Source organism: Streptomyces sp. NPDC057950, assembly GCF_042887295.1.
Lineage (GTDB): Bacteria > Actinomycetota > Actinomycetes > Streptomycetales > Streptomycetaceae > Streptomyces > Streptomyces kaempferi.
This window is the reverse complement of the sequence record NZ_JBHVPP010000024.1, coordinates 186,477-196,989: the sequence shown is the minus strand read 5'-3', so window position 1 is coordinate 196,989 and position 10,513 is coordinate 186,477. Positions and strand designations below refer to the sequence as shown.

The following is a 10,513-nucleotide window of genomic DNA, read 5'->3' as shown; positions in this document are numbered from 1 at the left end:
TTCGGACGTCTCGACGACGACGACTACCCCGCCTACACGATGGGCCGGGCAGCCGAGATGCTCGGCACCACCCAGGGCTTCCTGCGTGCCATCGGCGAAGCCCGCCTGATCACCCCGCTGCGCTCCGCGGGCGGCCACCGCCGCTACTCCCGCTACCAACTGCGCATCGCAGCCCGCGCCCGCGAACTCGTCGACCAGGGAACCCCCATCGAGGCCGCCTGCCGCATCATCATCCTCGAGGATCAACTCGAAGAAGCCCAGCGCATCAACACCGAATACCAGCAGACCGCAGCCAGGCGCAGGACCGCCACTTGACCCGCAGTCAGCAGCAACGCGCCAGGTGATGCTCTTCCGCCGCTTCCAAGAATACGAGCACATGATCGCCGAAGATTCGCAGCCGCCGGCCCACCGACGGCAGCCCCAGCCCGGCCGCGGCACCACGCCCAGCGTCCTGCGCACCCAGGCGGTTGATGCACCCTCCGGCGAAACCGGCCGGCTCGCCGCCGGGCAGGCGGCCGACGGGGCGGGGGGTGGGGCGGAGCGCGCGGCGGCTGCGCTGAAGCCGAGGCTGCGTGGCTGGCTGCACGCTGGCGTGTTCCCCCTCGCGCTGGCTGGCGGCATCGTCCTGATCGTCGTCTCGCACTCGGCGGCGGCGGTGGCGGCGTGCTCGGTGTACGCGCTCTCCGCCTGCCTGCTGTTCGGTACCAGCGCCGTTTATCACCGCGGAACGTGGGGCCCGCGCGGGGAGGCAGTCCTGAGGCGGCTGGACCACGCCAACATCTTCCTGATCATCGCCGGCACCTACACCCCGCTGGCGGTACTGCTGCTCCCCCAGGACCGGCAGTGGGTGCTGTTGGCCCTGGTGTGGGCGGGCGCCCTGGCAGGGGTCGCCTTCCGCATCCTGTGGATCGGCGCTCCGCGCTGGCTGTACACCCCGTGCTACATCGCGCTCGGCTGGGTGGCCGTCTTCAACCTGCCCGAATTCGCGCGTACCGGTGGCACCGCGGTCGTCATGCTCGTCACCGCAGGTGGTCTCCTCTACACGGCGGGCGCCGTCGTCTACGGGCTCAAGCGCCCCAACCCGTCACCGGCCTGGTTCGGCTTCCATGAGGTTTTCCACGCCCTGACCATCGCCGCCTTCACCGCGCAGTACACCGCCATCTTCCTGGCAGCCACCTGACGGCCTGCGGGGCACGCCGAAGCACAGAACGCACGGGCGGCCCGTGCCCGCACGCGGCCAGGGAGTAGCTGCCGGGCGCGGCGGGACAACGGGTGTCGGATCCCGTGGTGCAGTGTGATCTGTCCGCTACACCTGCATCCCCGCGAGGCCGCCAGGACCCTTATCGCGGCGATCGTCGACGCCGGCCACGGTCACCTGCAGGACGACGCGACCGTCATGTGCCTGGACTGGCACGGCGTGGCTCACTCCGAGCGAGACGCCGACACCGGTGCGGACCTCACCGACGCCTCCGCCCCTGCGCGGACGGGACGCACCACTCCCGGGCGATGAGTCCGGGCGGGTGTTCCGGGCGACCGCCCGCAGGAGCTGTTGGGCTGAAGCCTGATGGAGCCTCTCGCACCGTAGGCGACCGTCCTTCACGACCATGCACATCGACAGCCCCGGCCGTGAGCGACACCGGCCGGGGCTGCTTGCGTATCGGTCGCGAGGTCTGCCGTGGTGTGGGAGACGTCGGCGGGGGAGGGGTTGGTGCGGGGTCGGAGCCAGCGGGCGGGGGTGGCGTCACGGCCGCCGGTGTTGCGGGCGACGTCCGCTCCGACTTCCACCACCAGTTCGGGTTTTACCAGCGTGACCTCAAGCATCTCGAGGCTTCCCCATCCGACGGAGAACGACCCCCCCCGTCCACGGATGCCCGCGCCGCGCCCCTGTGAGGAGCCCGGAGACCGAGGCGCCGACGGTCTGGGGGAGGGTGGTGGTGCGGCCGATGTATTGCAGGCACTCTTGGTCGTCGCAACTGCCGAGCAGCAGGGTGCGGGGAACGGTCGGCGAGCCGTGATTGCGCCGACGATCGCTTCGGTCACGGTGTCTGGGGTGCTGGACGACGGGGACAGTGTCCACGGCGCGGTTAGCCGCCGGGTGGCGAACATGGACTCGAGTGCGGCGCGGCGGCGCCGATAGGGCCAGCCGGTGGTGTCGGTTCCAGACAGCCTGAGCAGGCCGAACGCGACGAGGTGCGCAGCCCACTCTCCGGCGGCCCGGGCGGCCGCAGCGCCAGGCGGTGGAGCCGGTTCTGCAGTCGCTTGAAGGCCAGCCGGTCCTGCTCCCAGACGACGAGCTCGCCGTCGAGCGCGGTCGCATCCGGCAGCTGGGGGACGGCGGCGCGGCTGGCCATGGTTCTTTGAGCGCCGAAGGCGTGGGCGGGGATGGTGGTCGCGGCCAGGAGCAGGGTGGGAACGGCGTACGGCAGCGTTCGTGACATGTGGTCGGCGAGGGCTGCGGTTAGCGAAGGCGGCGGAGGCGAGGGTGAGGATGGTCAGGGCGCGGGCGTGGTGGGGGTGTACCGGCGAGTGCGGGCCCCTGTCGTGCGCCCAGCGGCCTGGTCCGGGCGGCAAGAAGCGGGGCCCGCCGGAGCGTCTCCGGCCGGCCCCGCTTCTGGGCTGGTGTGTGAGGTCAGATGCCCCGGTGGGTCTGGTAGTAGCCGCCGACCTGCTCGTGGTAGCCGGCGTCACCGATGTGCTTGTCCCTGTCGAACTCGGGGGAGTCCTTGATCTGGTCCTTGGTGAGGGCGACGTAGATCTTCTGTTCGGCCTGGTCGACCGTCTTCACGGTGCCGGCGGGCAGCAGGACGTGCTTGCCGAAGATCCATACCCCGGTGTCGACGACGAGGTAGGAGGAGTCGACGTCGTCCGAGTGCTTGTCGACCTTACCGATGCTGCCGTCGGTGGCCTCGACCTTGTAGCCGGTCAGGTCGGTGCCCGCGGTGTGGCCGGTGGTCGGCTGGTAGCCCCAGATGCTGTCACTCATGAAGAACGGCTCCCTTCAGATTCATTACTGACCGCAGCCGGACTGCGGTGTTTTTGAGGGCGTCATCGAATGCTGTGACCTCCCTCGGAAAGTCGCGTGCCCCGGTATTCGGAGCCCACACACTCGCATTGCGAAAAGGGTGCGATGGCCGGAGGTGCCGCTGGAGGCTTTGCTTCCTGGCGTCACGGCCACCTCCGGCCATGACCTCCCGATACCCCGAATCAAGAGGATGACCGTTTTCTCACCGCGGTGGCGCGGAGATGCAGCCAGGGGTGGGCCCCGACGCTAACTTGTTTCTTGGCGTCGGGGCTCACCCCTGTTAAGGCGCTGTTCAGGACCGCTTACCAGCGGTACCAGCGGCCGCGCTTGCCGCCGCTCGCCGTCGGGCGGATCACGAATCCAAGGACCCACACGATCAGTACGATGACGGCGATCCACCACAAGGCCTTGAGTGCGAAACCGGCACCGAAGAGGAGCAGAGCGAGTAGAAGAACGAGCAGAACGGGAACCATATTTATCAACCTCCGGACCGTCGGGTGCCCTGCGGATTGATCTTTCCCTGCGGATCTTATGTATTTTTTATAACGCCCGTGGTTGCGGGAAGCCTGTGCAGCAGCCCTTCCGGTTTGAGAGTGGTGCCCGGGGGTTACACGGAGGGCGTACTTGAGTTTCCGAGTGAGGCAGGGGTGAGTGGTTGTGGCTGCGGACGAGAAGGCTCAGGCCAAGGGTGAGCAGGCCAAGGGCAAGGTGAAGAAGGTCGTCGGCGGTGCGGTCGGTAACGAGTCCCTGAAGGCCAAGGGGAAGGCCGAGGAGTCCAAGGGTGACCTGCGCGCGGCCAAGGAGAAGGCCAAGGACGCGATCAAACCCAAGTAGGCCGTACCGCTTCTGATTCTGATCCCGGCCGCCCGCGGGCGGCCGGGATCAGTGCGGCCCGCGCCCGTAGCGCGTCCGCCGGCAGATGAACGGAGTTGCCGCACCCTCTTGCGGAGCGTGCGCTTCAATCCGGCGGAAGGACTGCTGAGCCTTGCACGGCGATGAGGCTGAGGGGTCGGGGGAGCGCCGCGTACGGCGTGTTGGCCGGCGTTCGTGGTGCCCGCCGCCAAGGTCGGCGGGGCGGGCACCACGGTCACTGCGCCGGTGTGTGCTCTCCTGCCCGAGACGTTGTTGGCGTCTGGCCCGCCGGTCAGGCGGCTCGGACGAGTTGGGCTCGTCCGAACAGCAGGGCGTAGCCGTCGGGCAGTTGTCCGATGATCCGGGTGGTCAGGTCGTCCCCGGCGAGGCGGGCGACGGTGCCGAGGACGACTCCGGTGTCCCAGCGGGTCGTGGCCGGTGTCCCGCCGGTTTGTTCGGCGAGGTCCTTTACGAAGCCCCAGCCGGTTAGTGGCCTGGTGGTGGGGATTTGGGAGGCGAGAAAGGCGGCTGCTTCGTGGGGGAGGCGGGCGGCGAGCTCCACGCGTTCGTCGCCTGTCAGCTGACGGCCCAGGGCCTCGAGGACGCGGCGCACGACAACTTCTGCCTGTTGCCGGGTGGGGTAGGCACCTTCGTAGCGCACCTTTTCCAGCATCTGGTCGAAGGTGGCGGCAGCCGTCGGGGCGAGGGGCGTGGGGGGAGAAAGAATGGTCATGAGACGCGACGACTTTCCTTGCGTGGACTGATTTCCTGCGAGTACCGAGTGCCCCGAGCGAACGACGTGAACCGTGTTCCGCGGGTGCATCGGCACTTGGCGTGAAACGAGACCTGCTCCGTCGGGGCGCAGGGCGGGAGCGAGGGTGAACCGCCCTGCGCCGCGGTCGCGGACGGGCGTGCGGGCTGGCTGATCAGCGGTCGAGTTCCGTGCGTGCGCCGGTGGCGCGGACGCTGATTTTGCGCGGTCTGGCCCGCTCGGCGATCGGGATGCGGAGGGTCAGGACGCCGGCCTCGTAGTCCGCGGCGATGCGCTCGGTGTCGAGCGTGTCCGCGAGGACGACCTGGCGGGAGAAGACGCCCAGGGGCCGTTCAGACAGTTCCGTCTGGGCGCTTTCGGACCTTGCCAGGGGGCGTCGCTCCGCCCGCACGGTGAGCATGTTCCGCTCGACGTCGATGTCGAGCGCGTCGGGGTCGATGCCCGGCAGGTCGAAGGCGATGACGTACTGGTCGCCGTCCCGGTAGGCGTCCATCGGCATCGCCGAGGGACGGGACCACGTTCCCGGCCCCATCAGATGCTGGGCAATCCGGTCGAGTTCACGGAACGGGTCGGTGCGCATCAACACGGTAAACACCTCCGGATGAGTTCAGGCAGTTGCTGCCAATGCGCTGCGCTTCACCTGACACCGTTGTAGCATGTCATCCAAGCGACGACAAGTCATAAGTCATCTAATGGACGACGTGCCCAGGATGTGGCCGACACGGACCGGCGAAGACGAGGCGGCAATGAGCGACAATGAGATCCCGGTACCGGCCTCCTTCGCGGCGACGGCTACCGCGCTCGAGGCCATCGCCCAGGCCATGCGGACGGCACGAACCGCCGACGACGCTTCCGGAGGCGACGCCGAACAGGTGATAGCGGCACTGCTGCTCCTACGCGAAGTGCGGGAACAATTGGCCGGCTGGGAGCCCGCACTGATCGAGACGGCCCGCCAAGCCGGCGCGAGCTGGGCCGACCTGGCCCACCCCCTCGGCGTCTCCAGCCGCCAAGCCGCCGAGCGCCGCTACCTACGCGTGCGTCCCGGAGAAGCCGGCCACACCAAAGAACAGCGAGTGCAGGCCACCCGCGACACACGCGCCGCGGACCGCTCCGTAGCATCCTGGGCCCAGGACCACGCCGCGGCGCTGCGCCAGCTCGCCGGGGCCATCACCGCCCTGCCGGACCTTCCCGCCGCCGCGACGGACACGCTCACAGCCCTCCATGCCGCGCTCGGCGGCAGTGACCCGGCCCGCCTGCTGGGCCCCCTGGCCGAGGCGGGCCCTCACCTGCGCACCGCTCATCCAGACCTCGCGGACCGCGTCACCGGCATCGGCCGTCACACCCACGAGATGCGCGAGAGCGAACACCGCCAGCGCTCCTCCAGCGGAGCGTGACAACGTGCAGGAACCGACAGGGCGGACGGCGCGCACGTTCGACTCAGCGGCGCTCAGCTCCCCGACAACCCAGCCCCTGACCGGCTGGGCCTTCGTCACGGACCTCGCCGCACGCGCCGGAGCCTCCCTGGCCACCGGCCGCTGGGACACCGGAGCCGTCTTCGCTGCCGTCGCCGCCCCTGGCCGGCCCCCACCTCCTCACCCGCATCCTGCGCTGGCTTCCTTCCGGGTTCGCGCTGCTGTTCGGCCGCACCGAACTCACCCCACCGTCTGAGCGCACTGTGTCCACCCGGCGCCGGGCGCCTCCGTCACAGTGACGCGTACACGGGTTGCAAAGACTCCACGGGACTCGTGCCACTGGTGCCGGGGCCGCAGACACAGGTTCCCCCTCCTGGCCGTCGATCGAGGCCCTGGTGTACCTGAACCAGGGTCTCGTGCTGCCCCTGCGCCTCCGCGCCGCTGGGGCGCAGGGGTGCGGGGCGGGTGCGGACGTGACGCTGCCGGGCCGGCGGCAGCCCAGGACGCGGCGCCTGCACCACGCGGTCAGCGACCATGCCAGGGATGACCGCGCGAAAAGGATCGCCCCTCCTCATGCGGCCGGCCCGGTACGAGACGGCCGTCCATCTCCCACCGCAGGGCGAGTTCAGTGAAGGTCAAATCGACAGGAAACGCATCTGGTCCAACGACACCACTCGCGCGATCCACGAATCACGGTCCCTGCGCACTATCCCGGTCCAGGAGGCGCGGCGCTCCCCGTCGCCGGAGCCGTCACCCACCCAGGTGAGCGGGTCCTGATCCGTCACCTTCCGCCGACACGGCCGCCCGCACCCGCTGTTCCTCGCGAGCAGAGCCGACGTCCCGTTCCAGGGGTGTGCGGCTCACGGCCGTCGCGAAGTCCTCCAATGCCCGCTTCTGCAGTTCCGCCGCGCGCCGCACCACCGGACTCCGGTCCCCGGCGGCGGCGCCCTCCCACGCGTGGAGCGCCTCCTCCACGCGCCCCCAGTCCGGATTCCTGTGCTCGCGCACGTCGACTGCCGCCTGCTCGGTGTCCGCCTCCAGGGCGTCAGCGAACCGCTCCGCCTCGGGGACGAAGCGGCCGTCGGCTCGCGGGACGTGGCTCTCCATGAGCATCGCCGCCCGGCCGAACCCCTTGAGTGCCTCCTGCGCCTCCTCCACTTCGCGCGACGTCAGGCCCCTTGGGTGGACCGGTTCCTGCCTTGCCCGGTCGTATGCCTCCTGCCAGTCGGCCCGTGCCTCCCTGCTCGCCAGCAGTGCCCTGCGCATGTCGGCCTGATGCTCCCGGTTCGGTTCGGCGTAGCTGCGGAGCACCGCGGCCGCGTATCGGCCGTTGGCGGCGAGCCAGTCAGCAAGCCGGGCCGCCAGCCGGGGTGTCTCCCATGCGGGGAACACCGAATAGGCCAGCATGGCCAGGGCCCCGCCGAGCAGGGTGAGTACCACCCGCTCCGGGACCGTCTGCTCCCATGCCTGTCCGCCCATGCCGAGCAGGAAGACGACGTACGCGGCGGTGAAGCACTGGGAGTAGGCGTAGCCGGTACGGTTCAGCATGTACGACAGGCCCGCCGAGACCACCGCCAGGGCTCCGAACACATGGGCGTCCGGGCCCAGGGCCCGCACCATGCCGGTGGCGAGCGCGACCCCCGCCAGGGTCCCGGCGAGACGGGCCACCGCACGCGCGTACGTCCGGTGGAAGTCCGGCCGCATCACCATCACCGAGGCGATGGGCGCCCAGTAGCCGTGGCCCAGGGGCAGCCGGGCGGCGATCAGATAGCCGAGCGTGGCCACTGCCGCCAGGCGGACGGCGTGCCGGAGCACGGGCGAGTCCCGGCGGAGCTCACGGCGGGCCGCCCCGACGACGAGCGGAACCAGCCGGAGCATTGTCGGGCGCACCAGGAACTGGGCGCCGGCGGGGGCGGGCGGCATGGGCGTTCTCCCGCGTGCGCCGCCGCTTCGCGCGATCTCCAACGCCTCGCCGAGCAGTTCCACGAGCCTCTCGGCGGCCCGCCTCGCAGGGCCCTCCAGTACCTCGTGCTCCTCGTCGACGCGCAGGACGTCCGTGCTCCCGGGCCGCACTTCGGCTGGAGTGCCGCGGCGGATCGAACGGGCGGCCGCGTCCAGGACGTCGGCGGCCGCGTCGAGCAACTCCCGAGCGCGGTCCCGCCCGGGTCCCTCCGCCGGGGCGCCGACGTCCGGGTCGGCGAGCGCGGCGACGACCGGCCGGATGCGCTCGGCGAGTCCCCGGGGGCCGTGGAGGACGGGGGGACGGGTGCGGGCCTGTGACGGTGTCACGGCGGCCGCGTCCCGGGCCGTCATCAACGGCTCCGGGTCGAAAGGGGCGGTCGGGTCGTGCCGCAGCCGGCGGGCGTAGTCCGCCACGGCGGCCAGGGCGTCGGCGAGCGCGTCACGATGCGCTCCCCAACGCCGGATCGGGAAGAGCAGGATCAGCACGGCCTGCGTCACGCCCCCGAGCGCGATGACCCCGGCGTGCTCCAGTGCTTGCTCGACGCTCGAGGGCAGGGTGATGGTCACCAGCATGCTGCCGACCGTCGTCGCTGCGACGATCCCGGCGGTGGATCCGACAGCCCAGGCCATCCCCGCGACAAAGGCCCATACGGCCAGCAGTGGAAGGAACGTCACGAGTCGCCACGCCGCCAGGTAGCCCACGAAGGTGCTGAGCGCCAGACCCGCGCCCGCGCCGAGCGCGATCACCTTGCGTGGACGCCAGGTGCGCTGGAATGTGGCCCCACCCGCGGAGTAGGCACCGAGGGCGGCGGATGCGGCATACGCAGGGGAGACCAGCCACAGCGCCGGCCCGACGACGATCGCCACCCCAGCGGCCGTGCGCAGCGCTAGCAGGGGCTCCAGCCGCGTCTCCTCGATCGTGAGCCCGGATCGCACGACCTCCCCGAAGGCCCGCAGCCACGTCACGGGTGTGAGCCTAGCCGGAACACCCTGCCGGGTCGCATTGGCTGGGTTGAGGTGCGGCAGCCGTCGGGCAAGGAAGCCTCCCACACGCCCCGCGAACAGGCCGGAGGCCGCAGGCGCTGGACGGGGTACAGCCACTGCGGACACTACTGAGCGTCCGCCGTCCGTCCTACCGGACCGGAGCGCGGGCAATCGCCATTGGATCAGGTCCGACCGGAGCGCGGGCCATTGGCCCTGACCCCGGCCGGAGGACGCGCAGATCGCCGTCCCGCCGGTTTCCTCCCGAGGTCCGGGGGGACAGGTGGTGCGGCGGCCTCCGGTCGCCTACCGCTTGTGGCCGTTCCCGTGTCCGTTCGGATGCAGGACCACCTTGGTCCAGCCCTCGTCACGGGCGTCGAAATGCTCGTAGGCGGTGGGGGCCTCGTCCAGGCTGAGTTCGTGGGAGACGACGAAGCTCGGCTTCGCCTTCTCTCCGGCGATAAGGTCCCGCAGCGCCCGGTTGTACCTCTTCACCGGCGCCTGCCCGGTGCCCATGTGCTGGCCCTTGAACCACATCATGCCGAAGTCGATCGGGACCTTGCCCTGCGCCTCCAGCTCCCCCTGGGCCTCCGCGCCGCCGGGGTCCTGGGGCAGGAACACGCCCACCACACCGATGTCGCCGGTGAACCTGACCGAGTCGATCAGTCCGTTGAGCGTGAGACTGGCGTCCTCGTGTCCCTCGGGGTCGTGTGCCTGGTAGCCGACGCACTCACAGCCGTTGTCGGCGCCCAGACCGAGGGTGGCCTCCTTGACGACCTCCGCCGGGTTCTGCTCGGCGGTGTTGATCGGGATGGCCCCGATCTCCTCCGCCTTGCGCAGTCGGTCGGGTTGGTGGTCGGCCACCCAGACGCGGCCGGCGCCCTTGAGGAGGGCGGAGTAGGCCGCCATCAGCCCGACGGGGCCGGCCCCGAAGACGATCGTCTGGTCCCCCGGTTTGACGTGGGCCATCTCGGTGGCGTGATAGCCGGTGGGGAAGATGTCGGCGAGCATCACGTAGTCGGTCTGCCGGTCGGCGGCGTCCTCGCCCAGACGCAGCGCGTTGAAGTCGCCGTAGGGTACGCGCAGCAGTTCCGCCTGGCCGCCCTGGTAGGGGCCCATGTCGGCGAATCCGTAGGCGGCTCCGGCGAGGGCCGGTTGCGGCTGCATGGTCAGACAGTAATTGGTCAGGCCCCGCTCGCACTGCTTGCAGAAGCCGCAGGCGATGTTGAAGGGCAACACCACATACTGGCCGACCTGGACCTTGCGGACAGCCGAGCCGACCTCAACAACCTGCCCCAGGTTCTCGTGTCCCAGGGTGCGGCCAGTCTCGAACGAGGTGCGGCCCTCGTACATGTGCAGGTCCGAACCGCAGATATTGGTAGTGGTGATCTTGACGATGATGTCGCAGGGGTGTTCGATCTTCGCGTCCGGTACGTCCTGCACGGTGACCGTTCGCGGGCCTTCGTATACCGCTGCTTTCATGATGACTTCCTTCGGCGCCCCGGCATGACC

General features: G+C 70.1%; 11 protein-coding genes and 2 pseudogenes. 6 read left to right on the top strand and 7 right to left on the bottom strand.

The window, feature by feature from the left end; genetic code table 11:
• From ACFVTC_RS34225 to ACFVTC_RS34215, 3 genes and pseudogenes are all read left to right on the top strand, one after another.
• Positions 1-315: MerR family transcriptional regulator (locus ACFVTC_RS34225; protein WP_390132354.1), on the top strand; the 315-nt coding region annotated here is incomplete at its 5' end.
• A gap of 61 nt (positions 316-376) precedes the next feature.
• Positions 377-1,180 (top strand): hemolysin III family protein, encoded by an 804-nt coding sequence (locus ACFVTC_RS34220; protein WP_390132353.1) that lies wholly within the window; start codon positions 377-379, stop codon positions 1,178-1,180.
• Positions 1,181-1,312: 132 nt separating this feature from the next.
• A pseudogene (locus ACFVTC_RS34215) lies at positions 1,313-1,510 on the top strand (serine/threonine-protein phosphatase); the annotation flags it as partial.
• 574 nt (positions 1,511-2,084) lie between these two features.
• Here ACFVTC_RS34215 and ACFVTC_RS34210 read toward each other — a convergent pair.
• The 3 genes from ACFVTC_RS34210 to ACFVTC_RS34200 form a co-directional block, all read right to left on the bottom strand.
• Positions 2,085-2,438 (bottom strand): hypothetical protein, encoded by a 354-nt coding sequence (locus ACFVTC_RS34210; RefSeq protein ID WP_390132352.1) that lies wholly within the window; start codon positions 2,436-2,438, stop codon positions 2,085-2,087.
• Between the two features lie 191 nt (positions 2,439-2,629).
• Complete coding sequence (locus ACFVTC_RS34205; protein WP_390132351.1) at positions 2,630-2,983, bottom strand: PRC-barrel domain-containing protein; 354 nt, start codon at positions 2,981-2,983, stop codon at positions 2,630-2,632.
• Between the two features lie 341 nt (positions 2,984-3,324).
• Positions 3,325-3,495 carry a hydrophobic protein gene (locus tag ACFVTC_RS34200; protein ID WP_381931184.1) on the bottom strand — a complete coding sequence of 57 codons (171 nt, stop codon included), beginning with the start codon at positions 3,493-3,495 and terminating at the stop codon, positions 3,325-3,327.
• A 184-nt stretch (positions 3,496-3,679) separates the two neighbouring features.
• Between ACFVTC_RS34200 and ACFVTC_RS34195 the strand changes: the two genes are divergently transcribed.
• Complete coding sequence (locus tag ACFVTC_RS34195; protein WP_266639986.1) at positions 3,680-3,856, top strand: CsbD family protein; 177 nt, start codon at positions 3,680-3,682, stop codon at positions 3,854-3,856.
• A gap of 310 nt (positions 3,857-4,166) precedes the next feature.
• On the opposite strand, the gene ACFVTC_RS34190 is transcribed toward ACFVTC_RS34195, so the two are convergent.
• A complete protein-coding gene (locus ACFVTC_RS34190) occupies positions 4,167-4,607 on the bottom strand; it encodes a DUF2267 domain-containing protein (protein ID WP_390132350.1) in 441 nt (146 codons plus the stop codon).
• A gap of 193 nt (positions 4,608-4,800) precedes the next feature.
• On the bottom strand, positions 4,801-5,232 hold the full coding sequence (locus ACFVTC_RS34185; RefSeq protein WP_390132349.1) for an Hsp20/alpha crystallin family protein: 432 nt from the start codon (positions 5,230-5,232) through the stop codon (positions 4,801-4,803).
• Positions 5,233-5,392: 160 nt separating this feature from the next.
• Here ACFVTC_RS34185 and ACFVTC_RS34180 point away from each other — a divergent pair, with 160 nt between their 5' ends.
• Together ACFVTC_RS34180 and ACFVTC_RS34175 are read left to right on the top strand one after the other, a co-directional pair.
• On the top strand, positions 5,393-6,040 hold the full coding sequence (locus tag ACFVTC_RS34180) for a type III effector protein (RefSeq protein ID WP_390132348.1): 648 nt from the start codon (positions 5,393-5,395) through the stop codon (positions 6,038-6,040).
• A gap of 61 nt (positions 6,041-6,101) precedes the next feature.
• Positions 6,102-6,357, top strand: a pseudogene (locus tag ACFVTC_RS34175) (hypothetical protein); the annotation flags it as partial.
• Between the two features lie 451 nt (positions 6,358-6,808).
• Here the strand turns inward: ACFVTC_RS34175 and ACFVTC_RS34170 are convergent.
• Together ACFVTC_RS34170 and ACFVTC_RS34165 are read right to left on the bottom strand one after the other, a co-directional pair.
• On the bottom strand, positions 6,809-8,986 hold the full coding sequence (locus ACFVTC_RS34170) for an FUSC family protein (protein ID WP_390132347.1): 2,178 nt from the start codon (positions 8,984-8,986) through the stop codon (positions 6,809-6,811).
• A gap of 321 nt (positions 8,987-9,307) precedes the next feature.
• Positions 9,308-10,483, bottom strand: a complete 1,176-nt coding sequence (locus ACFVTC_RS34165; protein WP_390132346.1) for a glutathione-independent formaldehyde dehydrogenase — start codon at positions 10,481-10,483, stop codon at positions 9,308-9,310.
• Between the last annotated feature and the right edge of the window lie 30 nt (positions 10,484-10,513).

Coding starts and splice junctions, on each gene's coding strand:
- ACFVTC_RS34220 (WP_390132353.1), top strand. CDS start 377: ATGATCGCCGAAGATTCGCAGCCGCCGGCCCACCGACGGCAGCCCCAG.
- ACFVTC_RS34210 (WP_390132352.1), bottom strand. CDS start 2,438: ATGTCACGAACGCTGCCGTACGCCGTTCCCACCCTGCTCCTGGCCGCG.
- ACFVTC_RS34205 (WP_390132351.1), bottom strand. CDS start 2,983: ATGAGTGACAGCATCTGGGGCTACCAGCCGACCACCGGCCACACCGCG.
- ACFVTC_RS34200 (WP_381931184.1), bottom strand. CDS start 3,495: ATGGTTCCCGTTCTGCTCGTTCTTCTACTCGCTCTGCTCCTCTTCGGT.
- ACFVTC_RS34190 (WP_390132350.1), bottom strand. CDS start 4,607: ATGACCATTCTTTCTCCCCCCACGCCCCTCGCCCCGACGGCTGCCGCC.
- ACFVTC_RS34180 (WP_390132348.1), top strand. CDS start 5,393: ATGAGCGACAATGAGATCCCGGTACCGGCCTCCTTCGCGGCGACGGCT.
- ACFVTC_RS34165 (WP_390132346.1), bottom strand. CDS start 10,483: ATGAAAGCAGCGGTATACGAAGGCCCGCGAACGGTCACCGTGCAGGAC.